The organism is Neisseria sicca VK64 (assembly GCF_000260655.1).
GTDB lineage: Bacteria > Pseudomonadota > Gammaproteobacteria > Burkholderiales > Neisseriaceae > Neisseria > Neisseria sicca_B.
Genome location: NZ_AJMT01000022.1, coordinates 1 through 18,416, shown reverse-complemented (window position 1 = coordinate 18,416; position 18,416 = coordinate 1). Strand labels below are relative to the sequence as shown.

Genomic DNA, 18,416 nt, shown 5'->3' with positions numbered 1-18,416 from the left:
CTTACGATTTATTTTTCAGACGACCTTTTCCTATTTGCTAGCCTACTTCGCTCCCTTAAACCCGCGCTTCAAATGCACCATCAGCAATGCCACCGCCGCAGGCGTGACGCCGGAAATTCGGCTTGCCTGTCCGACGGTTTCGGGTTTGTGCTGGTTGAGTTTTTGCTGCACTTCTGCCGATAAGCCTTTGACTTTCACGTAATCGATGTCGTCGGGCAGCTTTAAGGTTTCGATGTCGCGGCGGCTGTCGATTTCTTCGTTTTGGCGGTCGATATAGCCTTGGTATTTGACTTGGATTTCGACTTGCTCAATCACGTTTTCAGGCAGCCTGCACTCGGGTTGCGCGCCTTCGAGCGTCATCAGTACGGCGTAGTCGAGGTTCGGGCGGCGCAGGAGGTCGTGCAGGTTGGCTTCGCGGCTGAGTTTTTGTCCGAACACGCGGATTTGTTCGTCTTCGGCGAGTTTTTGCGGCGTGTACCACGTTGTTTTCAAACGTTGGATTTCGCGCTCAATGGCTTCGCGTTTTTCGTTGAACATACGCCATTGTTCTTCACCCACCAAGCCGATTTTGTGGCCGTCTTCGGTCAGACGCATGTCGGCGTTGTCTTCCCTGAGTTGCAGGCGGTATTCGGCGCGGCTAGTGAACATGCGGTAGGGTTCGTTCACGCCTTTGGTGATAAGGTCGTCCACCAATACGCCGAGATAGGCTTGTTCGCGGCGCAGCAGGAGCGGGTCTTGTTCGCGGACGTATTGCACGGCGTTTGCGCCTGCGAGCAGGCCCTGTGCGGCGGCTTCTTCGTAGCCTGTGGTGCCGTTGATTTGTCCGGCGAAGAAGAGGCCTTGGATGGTTTTGGTTTCGAGACTGGCTTTGAGGTTGCGCGGGTCGAAGTAGTCGTATTCGATGGCGTAGCCGGGGCGCAGGATATGGGCGTTTTCTAGGCCTTTCATGCTGCGCACGAGCGCGATTTGGATGTCGAACGGCAGGCTGGTGGAAATACCGTTGGGGTAGTATTCGTTGGTGGTCAGGCCTTCGGGTTCGAGGAAAATCTGGTGGCTGTCTTTGTCGGCAAAGCGGTTGATTTTGTCTTCGATGGACGGGCAGTAGCGCGGGCCGACGCCTTCGATTTTGCCGGTAAACATCGGGCTGCGGTCGAAGCCTGAGCGGATAATGTCGTGGGTTTTCAAATTGGTATGCGTAATCCAGCAGGACACTTGGCGCGGGTGCATTTCGGCGTTGCCGCGCACGGAAAAGACGGGCACGGGCGTGTCGCCGGGCTGTTCGGTGAGCCGGGAGAAATCAATCGTGCGCCCGTCGATGCGCGGCGGCGTGCCGGTTTTCAGACGGCCTTGCGGCAGGTTCAATTCGCGCAAACGCCCGCCGAGCGATTTGGCGGCGGGGTCGCCGGCGCGGCCGCCTTCGTAGTTTTCCAAACCGATGTGGATTTTGCCGGACAAAAACGTGCCTGCGGTCAGCACCACGGCGCGGGCTTTGAATTCCACGCCCATCGCGGTCATCACGCCGCTGATGCGGTCGCCGTCGAGCGTTACGTCGTCAACCGACTGCTGGAAAAGCTCCAGATTTTCTTGGTTTTCCAGCATTTCGCGGATGGCGGCTTTGTACAGGATGCGGTCCGCCTGCGCGCGCGTGGCTCGAACCGCCGCGCCTTTGCTGGCGTTCAGACGGCGGAACTGGATGCCGGATTTGTCGGTGGCCAACGCCATCGCGCCGCCGAGCGCGTCGAGTTCGCGCACGAGATGGCCTTTGCCGATGCCGCCGATGGAGGGGTTGCACGACATTTGGCCGAGCGTTTCGATGTTGTGTGTGAGTAAAAGCGTCTGCGCGCCCATGCGTGCGGCGGCAAGCGCGGCTTCCGTGCCTGCGTGGCCGCCGCCGACGACGATAACGTCGTAGGTTTTGGGGTAAATCATGTGGGTCATGTGTGTCAACGTGCCTAATGGTTTCAGACGACCTCTTTTCTCTGACGGAGGTCGTCTGAAAATATAATGAATTCAAAAATAAACGTGGAATTGTACGCTTTTTCGGGTGGATTTGACAGGTGGAAAGGCGCTTGTGGGGACAGGGCAGGAAAAAGGCCGTCTGAAAACGGGCGTAGAACGGGTTTCTCTACAAACCCGAATCTCAAGGTTTTCAGACGACCTCGTTTTAACCTGAAACCTACCCCCTCTCCCGGCTGGCGGGAGAGGGCTGGGGAGAGGGTGGCTCTTAGGGCTACACTAATTCGATTTTACCTAAATCCACAAAGCCACCCCCATCCTAACCTTCCCCTGCTGGACGGGGGAAGGAACAGGTTGCCTTGTTGCAATCCGTAGCGTGGGCTTTGCCCACGAGATAAATAACATACACGGTTTCCCGATTCAGGTTGTCAGACTGTGGATTTCGCGGGCAAAGCCCACGCTACCTGAGTTATTCCAATCCCGTGTTGATTGAATAAATAAGGTCGCCTGAAAACGGGTGTAGAACGAGTTTCTCTAAAACCCGAATCTCAAAATTTTCAGACGACCTTGTTTCAACCTGAAACCTACCCCCTCTCCCGTCCGGCGGGAGAGGGTTGGGGAGAGGGCGGCTCTTAGGGCTGCACGAATTTGCTTTTACCCTAAATCCACAAAACCACCCCCATCCTAGCCTTCCCCCGCCGGACGGGGGAAGGAACAGATTGCCGTTGCAGCCACCCGTAGCGTGGGCTTTGCCCACGAGATGAAAGCAAATGAGATTATTGTCTGACATGGTTAGACAGCAGGTTTCACGGGCAAAGCCCACGCTACAAATTTGGTTTGACCCAACCTACTTGAATTAAACAAAAAGGTCGTCTGAAAACCTCAACATTCGGTTTTCAGACGACCTTTCGCTCAGTTCAACGTAGAAAATCGATCCCAACGCCGTCAGGCATTATTCATAAACTTTCAACAGCTCTACTTCAAACACCAACGTTGCGTTAGGCGGAATCACGCCGCCCGCGCCGCGTGCGCCGTAGCCCATTTCGGCAGGGATGGTCAGCTTGCGTTTGCCACCTTCCTTCATGCCGCCGAAACCTTCGTCCCAGCCTTGAATGACCTGACCCACGCCCAGCGTAATCGTCAGCGGCTGACGGCGGTCGAGGCTGGAGTCGAATTTGGTGCCGTCTTCCAGCCAACCGGTGTAATGTACGGTAATTTCCTTGCCTTTCACGGCCTCTTTGCCGTGACCTTCCTGCAAATCTTCAATAATCAAACCGCTCATGTTTTATCCTTTCATAGCGTTTTCAATCAGTTAACAATATCGGCTCTTCGATATTCCGCGCTGAAGGGTATCATAGCTGCCGTTTCCGATAAAGCAAAAGGTCGTCTGAAAACGGATGGATACGTTTTCAGACGACCTTTCAACTTATTGTCAACCGCTTGGCAATCAATTTGAGCCGTTTTGCAACGAGCGGGCATAGGTGTCGTTGTAGCCGATGTCGGTGATTTCGCGCACACCTGTGGCAGGTGCGGTGAATTTCACGCGGTCATCATCTTTACGCATATCGTGCGCATCGTGATATTCGACTTGGGTTAAGCCCGGAATGGGACCGGAGTCGTTGGCATGGTTCCATTCAGGAATGCGGCTGTCGGCGAAAGATGCGGCGGCGGCAACGGCGATGAGGGAGGCGAAGAGTGCTTTTTTCATGATACTTTCCTTATGATGTTGAATATAAAAGATGAACTGCGTAGGCGTTCAAGCGATGGAAAGCATTTTATTGATTTCGTTTTGATTGATAAATATCTATTTTGTTGAAAGAATATTTACCAATAAGAAACAATATGCCCTAGCCAGTTTTCAGACGACCTCCGGTCAAAACTTATCCACAATGGTGCAGCGGCGTCGCCCATTCTTGTTTCACGGTTTTATAGTGGATTAAATTTAAATCAGGACAAGGCGACGAAGCCGCAGACAGTACAGATAGTACGGCAAGGCGAGGTAACGCCGTACTGGTTTAAAGTTAATCCACTATATTTTTTTCGTAGCGTCGCCATGCCTGTTCGTGGAAATAGAAAACGACGGTGTTGGCAAGCGGTTCGACCAGCGCGACTGCGCTTGAGATGCCGATGCTGCCGGTCAAAATATAGGCAACGCCGAACGCAGTGGCGAAATGTAAAATGGCAAAAGTCATGGTTTTAATCATGATGGTTTCCTGATATGGTGATGTCTGTATGATTCGGATAATAACTATTCTCAAATACGCCGTATATTTTGAATATTTTATTCAAAATTAGTTTATTTAAATCATTATTTTATTTTTGATAGGTGAAATATGAATCCACTGTGCATTGCCGTTCTCGACCGCGACACGCTTGCCGACCGTCCGTTTGACTTTGATTTTCCGCATACTTTAAGCAGCTATGGTTCGACTGAGGCGCATCAGACCGCCGAGCGCATACAGGGCGCGGACATCATCATTACCAACAAAGTCGTGATTTCCGCCGAACACATCGCCGCCAACCCGCAGCTCAAACTGATTGCGCTAGCCGCGACGGGCGTCAACAATGTTGACCTTGCTGCCGCCAAGCAAGCGGGCGTGAGCGTGTGCAACATCCGCGCTTACGGCAATGAATCCGTGGCGGAACACGCGTTTATGATGATGATTACCCTGATGCGCAACCTGCCTGCCTATCAGCGAGACGTTGCAGCAGGCTTGTGGGAAAACTCGCCGTTTTTCTGCCACCTCGGCGCACCGATGCGCGATTTAAACGGTAAAACACTGGCGATTTTCGGTCGCGGCAACATCGGACAGACGCTGGTAACTTATGCACAGGCGTTCAAAATGAAGGTCGTGTTTGTCGAACACAAACACGCCGAAACCGTCCGCGACGGCTACGTTTCCTTTGACGAAGCCGTCCGCACTGCCGACGCGCTGTCGCTGCATTGCCCGCTCACGCCGGAAACGGCAAACATGATAGGCGAAGCCGAGTTGCAACAGATGAAGCCCGGCGCCATCCTCATCAACTGCGGGCGCGGCGGCTTGGTTGATGAAGCCGCTTTGGTTGCGGCGTTGAAATACGGCCAAATCGGCGGGGCAGGTTTTGACGTGTTAACACAAGAGCCGCCGCGCGACGGCAACCCTCTGCTGAAAGCTCGACTGCCCAACCTCATTGTCACGCCACACATTGCATGGGCAAGCCAAGAGGCCGCCAACCGTCTGTTTGACATCCTTGTGGACAACATCAACCGCTTCGTCGCAGGCAATCCGCAGAATCTGGTTTGATGCCGATAACCCTAGTCCTGTTGATAATTTTGTGAACAATTTAAAAGGTCGTCTGAAATTTTTCAGACGACCTTTTTGTATATTTATAGTTTTCAATGAATTAGATTTGGTTTGATTGAATTGGGATGAAGTTCAGATTGTGGATAAGTTGTGAGCAATCCGTGGATTTTATCAAGAACCGATGCTTTCAAACGGCAAAGGTCGTCTGAAACCTGAATCTTGGTTTTCAGACGACCTTTCGCGTATGGATAAGGGTTAATCTTATTTGCCGATGCAGAAGCGCGAGAAAATCACGCCCAGCAAATCGTCGGCGGTAAATTCGCCGGTGATTTCGCTGCACGCGTTTTGGGCGAGGCGCAGGTGTTCGGCGAAAAGCTCGATTTGGTTGTTGTCGCAGAGGGCGGCGTTTTCCAGCTCGGCTTCGGCTTCGTGCAGGGCATTGAGGTGGCGGCTGCGGGCGAGGAACAGGCTTTCGCTTTCGCCCTGCCAGCCGACTTCCTGCAATAGCGCGTGTTTGAGCAAGTCGAGACCCGCGCCGGTTTTGGCGGACAGGCTGATGACGGTGTCCGCGCCGGTTTGCGCGAGGCCGTCTGAACGGACGGCGACGGGTTCGCCGGTCAGGTCGGCTTTGTTGTGGATTTCGATTTTTTTCAAACCTTCGGGCAGACTGTTCAAAATGGCTTGGGTTTTGGCGTTCACGCCTTCGCGCGGGTCAATCAGAATCAGGGCGACATCGGCTTCGGAGACGGCTTTGCGGCTGCGTTCGATGCCGATTTGTTCGACCACGTCGTCGGTTTCGCGCAGGCCGGCGGTGTCGATGATGTGGACGGGCACGCCGTCGAGGGTGATTTGTTCGCGCACGGTGTCGCGGGTGGTGCCGGCGATGTCGGTTACGATGGCGATGTCGTCGCCCGCCAAGGCGTTGAGCAGGCTGGATTTGCCGACGTTGGGCGCGCCGACGAGGACGACGTTCATGCCTTCGCGCAAAATCGCGCCTTGTTCCGCGCTGGCGAGGACGGTTTTCAGACGACCTTGCAGGGCTTGGAGCTTGCCGCGCGCGTCGGCGGCTTCGAGAAAGTCGATGTCTTCTTCGGGGAAGTCCAGCGTGGCTTCGACCAACATCCGCAGGGTGATGAGGTCGTCCACCAGCTCGTGTATGTGTTGGGAAAACGCGCCTTTGAGCGAACGCAACGCCATGCGGGCGGCGGACTTGCTGGAGGCGTCGATAAGGTCGGCGACGCTTTCGGCTTGGGCAAGGTCGAGTTTGTTGTTGAGGAAGGCGCGTTTGGTAAATTCGCCCGGCTGGGCCATGCGCGCGCCCAGTTCGAGGCAGCGCGAGAGCAGCATGTCCATCACGACGGGGCCGCCGTGTCCCTGCAATTCAATCACGTCTTCACCGGTGAAGCTGGCGGGGGCGGCGAAGTAGAGCAGGATGCCGTTGTCTATCGGCTGCCCGTCGCCGCCGAGAAAGTCGGTGTAAAGCGCGGTACGCGGTTTGGGCGTTTTGCCGCCGCTGAGGGTTTGCGCCAAAGGCAGCAGGTTTTTGCCGGAAAGACGGATAACGCCGACGCCGCCGCGTCCGGGGGCGGTGGCGATGGCGGCGATGGTGGGTTGGGATGCGGACATGGCTGGCTCGTATCGGAAATTTAATGGACGGTATTATATAGTGATTTCACAATGATAAAGGTCGTCTGAAAACCTTGCTGTCGGTTTTCAGACGACCTTTCCATCTTTTCCTTCAATGAGCCGGAAGGAATCAGCGTTTTTTCTTGGCGTTTTTCTTTTCGGCGGCGGCAAGGCGCATGGCGACGAATTCGACCATCAGTTCTTTTTTCGTCCAGAAGAAGTTTTTCATTTTTTCCAGAGAATAGATTTTGCGCACCATCATGGGCAGGCCGGCATGGATGATGGCGGCGACTTCGCCGTTGCGGGTTTCGTCCGCCATGGCGGTTTTGAGGTCGGTCTGGTTGGCGGCGAGGTAGTCGCCGAGTTGTTTTTGAACGCTGGTGCTGATTTCAAATTGCTTAATCATGTTTTCTTTCCGTTTTGTGTTTGTTCCGCGAGGTATGGCGGCTATTGGTTTTAATTACATGTGCATTTTAACAAAGTTTAATTTTATTGCATATCAACTGTGCGAAATTATGACGCGATTTACAATTTTTCGGGCGTAAAACAGACAGTCGTTGACATAAAGAAAACAGCCGCTGCGGTTTGGCGGGTAAAATACGCGTTTTCGAGCGTGAGGTCGTCTGAAAATGTATTTGTGGTTTAAGCTCTTGCATGTGTTTTTTGTGATTTCGTGGTTCGCCGGGCTGTTTTACCTGCCGCGTATTTTTGTGAATCTGGCTCAGGTCGAAGCGGCGGAGCAGCCGGTGGAATATGAGCGGCTCTCGGCAATGGCGCGGCGGCTGTATAAGTTTATGTCGCCGTTGGGGTTCGGGACGCTGGTGTGCGGCATTGTGATTCCGTTTGTGACGGGCTGGTGGGGGCAGGGCTGGCTGCATGTGAAGCTGTCGATGGGCCTGCTGCTTTTGGCTTATCAATTTTATTGTGGCGCGCTGCTTCGCGGCTTTGAGGAAAACCGCAATACGCATTCGCACAAGTGGTACAGGGTATTTAATGAAGTGCCTGTATTGATGATGGTCGTGGCTTTGTATATGGTGGTGTTCAAGCCGTTTTAAGGTGTGTGCAAAACCTGTTTTCAGACGACCTTCTTTTATATTGGAATCAAACAGATGACTATTGAAATCGAACGCCGCTTCCTGTTGAAAAACGATGACTGGAAGCGCGAAGCCTCTGCGCCGCAGGTGTTGCAGCAGGGCTATTTGAGCGTGGAAAAAGAGCGCACCATCCGCGTGCGCATTATTGACGATAAGGCTTGGCTGACTTTGAAAGGCTATATTTCAGATGTCAGCCGCAGCGAATTTGAATACGAAATTCCTTTGGCACACGCGCGGCAGATGATGGAGACGATGTGTCCGTTTAAGATGGAAAAACACCGTTATCGGGTGGAATTTAAGGGCTTTGTGTTTGAAATCGACGAGTATTTCGGCGACAACGCGCCTTTGGTGGTGGCGGAGGTCGAGCTGCCTGCGGAAGATACACCGTTTGAAAAACCGGACTGGCTGGGCGCGGAGATTACGTCGGAAGGAAAATTTACCAATGCGTATTTGAGCAAGCATCCTTATTCGACTTGGTAGGCGGGTTGAGGAATAACGGTACGCCGCCGATACTAGACGCGGATTGTAGGATTGTAGGATTGTAGCGTGGGCTTTGCCCACGAAAAACGGCTTGGACGATTGTCTGGTTCGGGATTTGATCGGCAGATTCGCGGGCGAAGCCCACGCTACGGCCTGCTTAATTTAATCCACTATATCGGCTTGTTTGGGAATCACAAAGGTCGTCTGAAAACCGGTTTTCAGACGACCTTTGTGATTTTAGATTGTAGCGTCTTTGCCCACGGAAAATGGCTTGGTTGCTTGTCCGAATCAGAATTTGCTCGGCAGACTCGTGGGCAAAGCCCACGCTACGGCTGGCTTAATTTAATTCACTGTATCGGCTGTTTGAGAATCACAAAGGTCGTCTGAAAACTGTTTTTCAGATGACCTTTGTGATTTTATTGATTCATCGCATCACTGGCGGACGGTTTGACGGCAAACTGTCTGTTTTTTTATCGGATGCGGGTGTAATGGACGAATGCGTAGCCCGTGCCGTTGGCGGAGGTGTGGGTTTCGCGGGCGGCTTCGCGCCATTCTGACGGCGAAAATTCGGGAAAAAACGCATCGCCTTGGACGTCTAATGCCACTTCGGTAATCCGCAAATCGCTGGCGAGCAGCAGGGCTTGGGCATAGATTTGTGCGCCACCCATGATGATGACTTCTTCCGCAGCGGCACATAATGCCAAAGCCTCCTCAAGGCTGCCGACGGTTTCCGCGCCTTCTGCCGGATAATCTGCCTGACGGCTGATGACGATATTGCGGCGGCCGGGCAGCGGCTTGCGGGGTAGGGATTCCCAAGTTTTTCGCCCCATCACGACGGGTTTGTCGAGGGTATAGGATTTGAAAAATGCGAAGTCCTCGGGCAAGTGCCAAGGCATGGTGTTGTTGATGCCTATGCAGCGGTCAGGCGCGCAGGCGGCAATCAGGGTGATTTTCGGCATGAGGTGGTCTTTTGGTTGAGAAGTAGCTGTATTGTAAACGATATGTAAACGCAGGTGTTTAAAAGGCGGCATAAAAACCATATGGCAATGAATGATAACTATTATTTTAGAATATAGTGTTTAGTTTCAAAATAATGCTCAAAACTATTAATATGTAGACAAAAATTTACATACCGTTTATCATTAAAATAGACCGCTTAGATGGTCCTTTATTTATTTGAGATTTTGCATTGTTTGATGCACAAGGGAGCAGTTTATGGCAGGCTCTTATGCCTTATATCGTTGCGCGGTATTGTCCACGTCGAGTGGCTCTTTGTCGGGCATACTCGATCGGGACAGCCCGATTCAGATTCTGCATCTGAATGTATTTATGGAACAACAAGAGTTCGCTGACGGACTGGAAATCAGTAATGAAGAATATTGCAATTGGCGCCGCGAGCATTTGGACAGCGATGTTTCTACAACACCGCCGTCGTCTGAAGATTTATTGAGGACTTTTCAATATTTGGTCGGTCAAGGTTATCACGAAGCCATTGTGACGACGTTGAGCCACAAATTAAGTGATTCTGCCGATATGGTGCGTCAAGTTGCCGAGCAGGTTCCGCAGTTGAAAGTCCATGTCGTCGATACAGGGACATGCTGTATGCCCGAAGGCTTTTTTGCTTTGGAAGCAGACCGCCTATTGCGCGAAGGAAAAACGCCGACGGAAATCGTTGCGTACTTGGAAGGTTTAAAAGAACGTTGCAACATTATTTTTGGACTGTCCACAATCAAATCTCTTGTCGGCAGCGGCACGATGGCAAGATTGGGCGCTTCGTTGTGCGACTGGTTGGGGCTGCGCGCCGTATTGCGCTTTTCGCAAGATCAGTTGTGTCGGGTCGAATCCACTTCCGATGACGAAAAAATGTTTGATGCCATCATCGACCAAGTGTTGAAACTGATGCAAGGCAAAAACAGGGAACAATTTATCCTCGGCGGTCTTTATACGGGCGAACGCGACCGGTATCGGATATTTGCGGAACGCTTCTTCAAGCGGACCGGTATCTGCTTGGATGACGGCGTTCCCGTATCGCCGGTAGTGGCGGTGCACGTCGGCATCTGCGGCGTCGGCGTCGGCATGGTCGAAAAACTCGAAGCGGCAGCATAAGGAGCAACACCGAATCTGCCTGCATTCCTGATGCTTATTAAGCGGCAATTCAACATCGTGTAAATTAAAAAAGGTCGTCTGAAAACCCGATTCAGGTTTCAGACGACCTTTTTTTGTCTGAGGTAACGGCTTATTGCTGCTTCGCCGCCCATTCCGCAGGCGTGGCGGCAACGGAAATCGACAGCGCGTGCAATTCGTTGCTGGCCAGTTGCGCCTTCAGACCGTCTTTGATCAGGCGGTGGCGGGCGAGGCGGGCTTTGCCTTCAAACTCGGAAGAGACGATGACGGCGAAGAAGTGATGTCCGTCACCTTCGACTTCGACGTGTTCGCAAGCGGCGACGCCTTCAATCAGCGATTTGACTTGTTCTGGGGTAAGCATTTGTATTCCTTGTTTCAAAAACATTGCGGCATTATACAGAATAATGCCGCTTAACATCGCCAACTTGCTGAAGATGGTATCCGAAACATAATTCATTAATATTGAATTAACATAAGGTTTACAGAGGTCGTCTGAAACGTTTTCAGACGACCTCTTTTCTTATTTTTGGATTCCGGATACTTAAAAATATCATTTTTTTAGTACGAGTGAATTCAGGCAAAAGGGTTTTGGCATATAAATTGCTCTCAGACAAAAGATAAAGTTTCACTTTGATTGCAAAATAAAGTTAAGAAAATAGAAGATATCAAAGATAAGCGGATAAATAAATAGCCAAAAGGTCGATAAATCAGTTTTTGGAGATTGTTATCTGAGGTATAGATAAATTCTGAAATTTGTTTGAAAGTGACAATATACGTCATATCCGTTGAATAAATTTTGCAATCGAAATATCAGTATCAAATACGATATTTTCATTTTTGGTTATTGGATTGGATGTTTGGAAAGCAGGTTATTACATCAATTCAATAATATATTAAATTTATTTGTTTAACATTTTAAATCAGAGAGTCAACATGAATAAAATCTATCGTGTCGTATGGAACGAAACCACACAGACGTGGAACGCGGTGGCGGAATTCGCCAAAGCGCATGGGAAAGCGGCTTCATCAGGCATAGGCGGCATCGTTGCCTCCGTAGGCGTGCGCTTCGCGTTTACCGCCATCATGTCCGGCCTGCTGCTCGCTAGCGGTCAAGTCATGGCTGCAGAAAATAGCGGCAAAACCCTTGCCAATGGTAAAGCCGTCACTGCGGCTGCCGAAGGTACTGATTACCACACCTGCTATTTCGATACCACCAGCTACAACGTGGTCTGCGGCGACGATAGTACAAAAGCCTTGGATGTCGTACCGGGAGTCACACCCAAACAAGGCAAGTCCGTCGTGATGGGACAAGGGGCATCTTCCAAAGGGGAAACCAATGTCGTTATCGGTGCCAATTCTTCCACTGCGGGTCCGAGTGATGAGCCGTCTCGTGCAACCGGTGCGATTGCCATTGGTGCGGCGGCAAGTGCCAACCACAACCAATCTATCGCCATGGGTCAGACGGCATCGGCAAAAGGTGAGGCTGATGTCAGTATCGGAAAATTGGCAGGCGATACCGTTTCTTCCGGCGGCCGCAATATTTCCATTGGCGAGAGCGCACTGAAAGGCGGTTCGGGAGTCAATAATGTCATCGCCATCGGTTCGTCGGCGGGCGTTGATTCCAACAGCAGTCATTCGGTTTATATCGGAACCGGTGCGACCGGTAAGGAACATAAAAACGTTTCCATCGGATATTTGGCGAACACCAAAAGCGGCAGTATTGCAGTTGGTGACAACTCAAATGCGCAGGGCAGTTCGTCCGTTGCCATCGGTACCAAATCCGTTGTAACCGATGTAGCATCTAATGGCGTTGCCATTGGTTTCAATTCCAATACTTCGGGATTGAGTGCTGTCGCCATCGGTGGTTCAAGTTCGATCGGTAAAGGTGCCAATGCATCGGGTCCTGCCAGCCTGGCAATAATGGGTACTGCCGTCGCTTCTGCACAGCGTGCCATCTCCATAGGCGAATTTACGGTCGGTTCAGGAGCTTATGGTATTGCCATCGGCGGTAAAGCAAATGCACAGGGCACGTCCTCCATCGCGATTGGCGGCAGTCAGGCGGCGGATAAAGGACCGACTGCAACCGGCAATTTCTCAACTGCTATCGGTTATGGTGCCAAGACCGTCAATCATGATACCACTGCCGTCGGTAAAAACAGCACGGCAAACGGTCTGCGTGCGACAGCCTTCGGTGTAGACAGCAATGCAGGTGCTGAAAACGCCTTGGCTGCCGGTCCGCAAACCACCGCTTCTGCCAAAGGCGCGATTGCTGTCGGTTTTGCCACTCAGGCAACCGGTTTGAGCAGCATCGCAGTCGGTAAAGAAGCCATTGCCACTACAGAGACTTCTACTTCACTTGGTCAAAACAGCCAAGCCACTGCCAACAACGCTGTCGCCATCGGTAACAAAGCCGTAGCGGCAGGTACGGGCAATATCGTAGTGGGTACGAACGCAGGCGTGTACGACGCCGCCGTTTCCGCAGGACGCACAGTCGGTGCGGACACCGTCTATATCGGCGCGGACAGCGGTCGCAATGCCTATACCAACGAACGCCAAATCTCCATCGGTAAAGGTACGGGCAACAACGCTACCGGCGTGGACAATATTGCCCTCGGCTTGCGTTCCGGCGCATTTGTGTCTGGTGCGAACAACGTCGCCATCGGTAGGGAAGCAGGCATGGGTACGGATGCCCAAAAACTGAGCGTCACTTCCACTGTCGCCATCGGTGAAGCTGCAAAAGGCAGCTTCAGCAACACCGTCGCCATCGGTAAAACCGCATTGGCAGAAAAAGAATCCGCAGTTGCCGTCGGTATGGTTTCCAAAGCCAGCGGCGACAATTCGGTAGCCATTGGTAAGACTGCCAATGCCAGCGCACACGAAACTGTTGCTATCGGTCACGAGACTGTTGCCGGAGCCGTTTCTTCCGTCGCTGTCGGTCAGCGTGCCAACGCATCGGGTAGTGAGGCGGTCGCATTGGGTATCGATTCCAATGCCTCCGGTCGTTTTGCCGTAGCCATCGGTAACATGGCGAAGGTAACCAACAGCAAGCTCAACGGCATTGCCATCGGCAGCAACGCTGTCGCTTCAGAAGACTATGCAATGGCGATGGGTCTTGACACCCAAGCAACGGGCAACAGCTCGATTGCCTTTGGTAATACGACTAAAGCACTTGCAGCAGAAGCTATTGCTATCGGTCATTCCGCCAATGCTGCGGAAGGCAATACTGTCGCCTTGGGTGTATCTGCGACTTCGGCAAAAGCAGGTGCGGTTACTTTGGGTGCATACACCAAAGCTGATGCTGTCAAAGCACTTGCCTTGGGTTACGAATCCCATGCCGTCAATGAAAACGATGTTGCTTTGGGTGGCGGCAGTTTGACCGAAGCGCATCACAATGGCGATTACACACTGAACGGTAACTACACAGCTGCCGGTACATGGTCTTACGGTACGGTTTCCGTCGGTAAAGTCGATGCAACCACCCCTGCCAACAACTTTACCCGTCAAATTCAAAACGTTTCCGCAGGTGTCATCAGTGCAACCAGCACCGACGCCATCAACGGCAGCCAGCTTTACGCGACCAATTCTTACCTGCTTAACTTGGGTAACAACGTCAAAAACGCCTTGGGCGGCGAAACTGCAATCGACAATGCAGGCAATCTGACCCTGAACAATTTAGGCGGTACAGGCAAAGCCAATGTTCACGACGCTTTAGAAGCGATGAACAACAAAATCGACCAATTAGGCGGCGGCAGCTCCAGCCATTTTTACAGCGTTCAGACGACCTCCAATGCCCGAGGCAATTACAATAATGACGGTGCAACCGGATTGGATGCCCTGGCAGCAGGCGCGGACGCGCAGGCAGCGGGCGATTTTGCCGTAGCCGTCGGTACAGGTGCGCAGGCGGTGATTTCCAACTCTATCGCCATCGGTAAAAACGCCTCCGTCAACGAAGATACCGACTCTGTTGCCGCTGTCAACGGCGCGACCAAAGGTGAAGGTTCCGTCGCCATCGGTGCGAACACCAAAGCCAGCGGCACCAACGCTACCGCCGTCGGTCAAGCATCCAACGCCTACGGTCAAAACTCCTTCGCAGGCGGTCAGTCTTCCAAAGCATTGGGCAAATCCAGCGTAGCGGTCGGTGACGGCGCAATCGCCAACCAAGATTCCTCCACCGCAATCGGCGCATACAGCCAGTCCACGGCGGCAGGTGCGACCGCGTTGGGCTTCAATACCCGCGCAACCGCTTCCGGTACTGTCGCGGCAGGCCGTAACAGCAAAGCCACTTCCAACAATGCTTTGGCATTGGGTAACGAAGCAGACGCGCAAAAAGACGACACCATCGCCATCGGCTACAACGCCCAAGCCACGCAAAACCGTGCCGTAGCCTTCGGTAAAAACGCCAAAGCCACCGCAGGCGACACCTTTGCTTTCGGTGATGCGGCAAAAGCCTCTGTCGGCAATGCCATCGCTTTCGGTAAAAACGCCAATGCCGCTCATGCAGGTTCTATCGCATTGGGTGCCAATTCCGCGACTGAAGCAGCCGTTCAGACGACCTCTGCTACTGTTGGCGGCCTGACCTTCGGCAACTTCGCAGGTAACGCCCCTGAGTCCACACTCAGCATCGGCACGGCAGGCAAAGAGCGCACGATTACCAACGTAGCCGCAGGCCGAATCAGCGACAGCAGCACCGACGCAGTAAACGGCAGCCAGCTTTATGCGACTCAAAACGTCATGAACAACATCGGTACGACCGCAGTCGGCGTATTGGGTGGAAACGCAGCCATTGCGAATAACGGCACCATCACGATGTCCAACATCGGCGGTACGGGTGCGTCCACCATCGACGGCGCGATTTCCGCCATCAACAACGCCTCTTACAAGTCGTTCAAGTTGAATACGGCTAAAACCAACGGCACCAACGGCGAAGCCTACAACCACTCGTTGAAAGAAATTACCAATGGTTCGACCATCACGTTGGAAGCGGGTAAAAACATCGTACTGAACCAAAACGAGTCCACCGTCAGCATCAATACTGCCGATGCGCCTGAGTTTGCCGGCAAAATTACCGCTAAAGACGGGCTGGATATGTCCAACACCAAGATTACCAATCTGGGCAAGGGCGAACAGCCGACCGATGCGGTTAACCTGAGCCAGTTGACCGATGCCATCAATAACGTTCACGTTACCACCCTGACGGCGGTTACCAACGAAGCTCCGTTTGCTTACGTTTCCGCAGACGGCAGAATCCTGAAGCGCAACGTAACGGTTGACGGTTCAGGCGCAAAACAGGTTTCCTTTGTTTACGCTGACGATACAAGTACGCCATATAACGGCGCAGTAACCATTGCCGCGCTGAACCCGACCGATCCGCAAACCACCGTTCCGACTCAAGTCGGCAACGTTGCTGCAGGTAAGGGACAAAATGATGCGGTAAACGTATCCCAGCTGGACAAAGTTGCCCAAGCTCTGGGTACTTCCGTCAACAACGCGACAGGCGAAATCGCCGCGCCAAAATACTCTGTAATTTCCGGCAGCCCGGCAACTTCGGGCGTAGCTGATTACAACAATGTCGGCGATGCATTGACTGCCTTGAGCAATGCCGTTCGTGCGCCTTTGACTTTTGCAGGCGACAGCGGTACGCCTTCAACCCGCCAATTGGGCAGCACTGTTGCCGTTAAAGGCGGCGAAGCCGATGCAACCAAACTGTCCGACAGTAACAACATCGGCGTGGTTTCAGACGACACGACCGGCACGCTCAACGTCAAACTGGCGAAAGAGCTGAAAGGTCTGACCTCGTCTGAATTCATCGACGCAGCAGGCGGCAAAACCACCGTTTCTGCAGACGGCGTGACCGTCGGCACGGCGGCAAACCCCGTCAAACTGACGACCGAAGGTCTGTCTAACGGCGGTAAGAAAGCAACCGACATCGCTGCCGGTGTGAACAATACCGACGCCGTCAACGTCAGCCAGCTCACTCCGTTGGCAACCGCATTGGGCGCAACCGTCAATCCGACTACCGGCGCGGTTGAAGTACCGAATCTGGTCGTAACCAAAACCGACGGTACGCAGGCTGCACCTGTCAACACCGTACAAGGCGCGTTGGACAACATCGGTACCGAGCTGCAAAAAGGCCTGACTTTCGGCGGCGACAACGCAGACAAGAATTTCGAGCGCAAACTCGGCAACCAAGTCTTGGTTAAAGGCGGTGCGGATGCGGCGAAACTGTCTGACAACAACATCGGCGTGGTTTCAGACGACGCCAACGGCACGCTCAACGTCAAACTTGCCAAAGATTTGCAAGGTTTGAACAGCGCACGGTTCGATACCGACGGCAGCTCCACGACCATCAATGGCGGCAACGTTACCTTGGTTGGAAAAGACGGTGAAGTCAACGCTTCAACAGCTGAAGGCAATACTTTGACCGACAAGGCAGGCAATACCACCAAATCCGTCGCAGGCAATATCGAGCTGACCGAAGCGAGCGGCAATACTAACTTGCTGAACGCAAAAGGCATCGAATTGAGCAATACCGACGGCGGCCACAGCGCTTTCAAAGCCGACGGCAGCAGCATTTCCGACAAAGACGGCAACAAAGCCGATACCACGGCAACCGGCATCACTCTGACACCGGCACCAAACAGCGGCAAACAAGCTGTCAGCCTGACCAAAGACGGTTTGGACAACGGCGGCAATAAAATCGCCAACGTCGCCGCAGGCGAGGCAGATACCGACGCAGTGAACGTTGCCCAGTTGAAAGCCAATTCAGGTCGTGTGGAAAGCGGCGACGACAACATCGTCGTCGAAACCGACAAAACAGGCGGTTCTAACGTTTACAAAGTTTCTACCGCTAAAGACCTGAAGGCTGACAGCCTGACCGCAGGCGAGACCGTTGTGAACAACAGCGGCGTAACCGTCGGCGACAAAGTGGCGCTGGGCAAAGACGGTCTGAAAGCAGGCGATGTGAACATCACTGCTGACGGCATCGATGCCGGCAATAAAGCCATCAGCAACGTAGCCAAAGGCGTAAAAGCCACCGACGCCGTCAACGTCGCCCAGTTGAACGAACAACTCGCCGCCACTGAAAAAACCACCACCGTCGTTGCCGGTAAGAACGTTACCGTCAGCGAAAAAGTGGACGGCAACAACACCGAGTACACGGTTAACGCCGACAAGACCACCCTCAGCCAAGCGGCTAACGGTGCGGTTAAAGTCAGCGAAGGTGCGAAAGACGCCGACGGTGTCACCGATTATGCGCTGGATTTGACCGACGAAGCCAAAGCCGACATCGCCAAAGGCGTCGCGGCGAAAGACGCGGTGGACAACAAAGGTCTGACCTTTGCCGCCGACAACGGCACGACCGGTGCGAAGAAACTGGGTGACAGCCTGAGCGTCAAAGGCGACGGCAACATCCTGACCCGCGCCGACGAAAACGGCATCGGCTTATCGCTGGCCGACAAGATTACCGTCGGCAAAGCAGGCAACGGCAACAAACCGCTCGTGATCGACGGTACCGCCGGTCTGATTTCCGGTCTGAGCAACACCACCCTGGGCGGTGCGGACTTTGCCACTAAAGGCCAAGCCGCAAGCGAAGAGCAGCTGAACGCAGCCCAAGCCAACCTGGCGAACCTGCTCGGCGGTAACGCGGCCAACGACAAAGGCAACGTGACCACCACCGACATCGGCGGTACAGGCAAAGACAACGTTCACGACGCCATTGCCGCAGTGAAAGCAACTGCCGACAAAGGCTGGAACCTGAACGCCAACGACGAAACCTCGTCTGAAAAAATCGGCGCAGGCGACACCGTGACCTTCAAAGAAGGCAAAAACGTCAAAGTCAGCCGCGACGGTAAGA

14 protein-coding genes and 1 pseudogene are annotated in these 18,416 nt (G+C 53.1%); 7 read left to right on the top strand and 8 right to left on the bottom strand.

Annotation, left to right across the window (positions count from 1 at the left end; all coding sequences use genetic code 11):
• Nucleotides 1–42: 42 nt before the first annotated feature.
• The 3 genes from mnmG to HMPREF1051_RS01700 all read right to left on the bottom strand — a co-directional run bounded on the left by mnmG (nt 43) and on the right by HMPREF1051_RS01700 (nt 3,664).
• Nucleotides 43–1,938 carry a tRNA uridine-5-carboxymethylaminomethyl(34) synthesis enzyme MnmG gene (gene mnmG, locus HMPREF1051_RS01710; protein WP_003763457.1) on the bottom strand — a complete coding sequence of 632 codons (1,896 nt, stop codon included), beginning with the start codon at nt 1,936–1,938 and terminating at the stop codon, nt 43–45.
• Nucleotides 1,939–2,908: 970 nt separating this feature from the next.
• A complete protein-coding gene (locus HMPREF1051_RS01705; protein WP_003743612.1) occupies nt 2,909–3,238 on the bottom strand; it encodes an FKBP-type peptidyl-prolyl cis-trans isomerase in 330 nt (109 codons plus the stop codon).
• 165 nt (nt 3,239–3,403) lie between these two features.
• Nucleotides 3,404–3,664 (bottom strand): hypothetical protein, encoded by a 261-nt coding sequence (locus tag HMPREF1051_RS01700; protein ID WP_003762337.1) that lies wholly within the window; start codon nt 3,662–3,664, stop codon nt 3,404–3,406.
• Nucleotides 3,665–3,883: 219 nt separating this feature from the next.
• Between HMPREF1051_RS01700 and HMPREF1051_RS14030 the strand changes: the two are divergent.
• Nucleotides 3,884–3,991: pseudogene (locus tag HMPREF1051_RS14030) on the top strand (IS5/IS1182 family transposase); the annotation flags it as partial.
• On the opposite strand, the gene HMPREF1051_RS01695 reads toward HMPREF1051_RS14030, so the two are convergent.
• Nucleotides 3,978–4,160 (bottom strand): DUF2061 domain-containing protein, encoded by a 183-nt coding sequence (locus HMPREF1051_RS01695; RefSeq protein WP_003763483.1) that lies wholly within the window; start codon nt 4,158–4,160, stop codon nt 3,978–3,980. The pseudogene HMPREF1051_RS14030 and the gene HMPREF1051_RS01695 overlap by 14 nt on opposite strands.
• 129 nt (nt 4,161–4,289) lie before the next feature.
• On the opposite strand from HMPREF1051_RS01695, the gene HMPREF1051_RS01690 reads away from it, so the two are divergent.
• A complete protein-coding gene (locus tag HMPREF1051_RS01690) occupies nt 4,290–5,240 on the top strand; it encodes a D-2-hydroxyacid dehydrogenase (protein WP_003763469.1) in 951 nt (316 codons plus the stop codon).
• A 261-nt stretch (nt 5,241–5,501) separates the two neighbouring features.
• On the opposite strand, the gene mnmE is transcribed toward HMPREF1051_RS01690, so the two are convergent.
• Nucleotides 5,502–6,866: a tRNA uridine-5-carboxymethylaminomethyl(34) synthesis GTPase MnmE gene (gene mnmE, locus HMPREF1051_RS01685; RefSeq protein WP_003763461.1), complete on the bottom strand. Its 1,365-nt coding sequence runs from the start codon at nt 6,864–6,866 to the stop codon at nt 5,502–5,504.
• A 130-nt stretch (nt 6,867–6,996) separates the two neighbouring features.
• Nucleotides 6,997–7,272 carry a hypothetical protein gene (locus HMPREF1051_RS01680; protein WP_003762327.1) on the bottom strand — a complete coding sequence of 92 codons (276 nt, stop codon included), beginning with the start codon at nt 7,270–7,272 and terminating at the stop codon, nt 6,997–6,999.
• A 223-nt stretch (nt 7,273–7,495) separates the two neighbouring features.
• Here HMPREF1051_RS01680 and HMPREF1051_RS01675 point away from each other — a divergent pair, with 223 nt between their 5' ends.
• From HMPREF1051_RS01675 to HMPREF1051_RS14745, 3 genes are all read left to right on the top strand, one after another.
• Nucleotides 7,496–7,921, top strand: coding sequence for a CopD family protein (locus HMPREF1051_RS01675; RefSeq protein WP_036491157.1), 426 nt, complete (start codon nt 7,496–7,498; stop codon nt 7,919–7,921).
• A gap of 54 nt (nt 7,922–7,975) precedes the next feature.
• Nucleotides 7,976–8,440, top strand: a complete 465-nt coding sequence (locus HMPREF1051_RS01670; RefSeq protein ID WP_036491155.1) for a CYTH domain-containing protein — start codon at nt 7,976–7,978, stop codon at nt 8,438–8,440.
• Nucleotides 8,441–8,506: 66 nt separating this feature from the next.
• Nucleotides 8,507–8,827, top strand: coding sequence for a hypothetical protein (locus HMPREF1051_RS14745; protein ID WP_196794303.1), 321 nt, complete (start codon nt 8,507–8,509; stop codon nt 8,825–8,827).
• Nucleotides 8,828–8,910: 83 nt separating this feature from the next.
• Here the strand turns inward: HMPREF1051_RS14745 and HMPREF1051_RS01665 are convergent, their stop codons facing one another.
• The gene (locus HMPREF1051_RS01665) at nt 8,911–9,399 is read right to left on the bottom strand and encodes a dihydrofolate reductase (protein ID WP_036491152.1); all 489 of its coding nucleotides are present in this window, start codon (nt 9,397–9,399) and stop codon (nt 8,911–8,913) included.
• Between the two features lie 256 nt (nt 9,400–9,655).
• Here HMPREF1051_RS01665 and HMPREF1051_RS01660 point away from each other — a divergent pair, with 256 nt between their 5' ends.
• On the top strand, nt 9,656–10,546 hold the full coding sequence (locus tag HMPREF1051_RS01660) for a DegV family protein (RefSeq protein WP_003763462.1): 891 nt from the start codon (nt 9,656–9,658) through the stop codon (nt 10,544–10,546).
• Nucleotides 10,547–10,676: 130 nt separating this feature from the next.
• Here HMPREF1051_RS01660 and HMPREF1051_RS01655 read toward each other — a convergent pair whose 3' ends face one another.
• Entirely contained in the window at nt 10,677–10,925 is a 249-nt protein-coding gene (locus HMPREF1051_RS01655; RefSeq protein ID WP_029609441.1) for a BolA family protein, read from the bottom strand.
• Nucleotides 10,926–11,497: 572 nt separating this feature from the next.
• Between HMPREF1051_RS01655 and HMPREF1051_RS01650 the strand changes: the two genes are divergently transcribed.
• Nucleotides 11,498–18,416: ESPR-type extended signal peptide-containing protein (locus tag HMPREF1051_RS01650; protein ID WP_003763476.1), on the top strand; the 6,919-nt coding region annotated here is incomplete at its 3' end.

What these genes read in the sequence shown, in the direction of transcription:
- mnmG (WP_003763457.1), bottom strand. Translation starts at nt 1,938, where the DNA reads ATGACCCACATGATTTACCCCAAAACCTACGACGTTATCGTCGTCGGC.
- HMPREF1051_RS01705 (WP_003743612.1), bottom strand. Translation starts at nt 3,238, where the DNA reads ATGAGCGGTTTGATTATTGAAGATTTGCAGGAAGGTCACGGCAAAGAG.
- HMPREF1051_RS01700 (WP_003762337.1), bottom strand. Translation starts at nt 3,664, where the DNA reads ATGAAAAAAGCACTCTTCGCCTCCCTCATCGCCGTTGCCGCCGCCGCA.
- HMPREF1051_RS01695 (WP_003763483.1), bottom strand. Translation starts at nt 4,160, where the DNA reads ATGATTAAAACCATGACTTTTGCCATTTTACATTTCGCCACTGCGTTC.
- HMPREF1051_RS01690 (WP_003763469.1), top strand. Translation starts at nt 4,290, where the DNA reads ATGAATCCACTGTGCATTGCCGTTCTCGACCGCGACACGCTTGCCGAC.
- mnmE (WP_003763461.1), bottom strand. Translation starts at nt 6,866, where the DNA reads ATGTCCGCATCCCAACCCACCATCGCCGCCATCGCCACCGCCCCCGGA.
- HMPREF1051_RS01680 (WP_003762327.1), bottom strand. Translation starts at nt 7,272, where the DNA reads ATGATTAAGCAATTTGAAATCAGCACCAGCGTTCAAAAACAACTCGGC.
- HMPREF1051_RS01675 (WP_036491157.1), top strand. Translation starts at nt 7,496, where the DNA reads ATGTATTTGTGGTTTAAGCTCTTGCATGTGTTTTTTGTGATTTCGTGG.
- HMPREF1051_RS01670 (WP_036491155.1), top strand. Translation starts at nt 7,976, where the DNA reads ATGACTATTGAAATCGAACGCCGCTTCCTGTTGAAAAACGATGACTGG.
- HMPREF1051_RS01665 (WP_036491152.1), bottom strand. Translation starts at nt 9,399, where the DNA reads ATGCCGAAAATCACCCTGATTGCCGCCTGCGCGCCTGACCGCTGCATA.
- HMPREF1051_RS01660 (WP_003763462.1), top strand. Translation starts at nt 9,656, where the DNA reads ATGGCAGGCTCTTATGCCTTATATCGTTGCGCGGTATTGTCCACGTCG.
- HMPREF1051_RS01655 (WP_029609441.1), bottom strand. Translation starts at nt 10,925, where the DNA reads ATGCTTACCCCAGAACAAGTCAAATCGCTGATTGAAGGCGTCGCCGCT.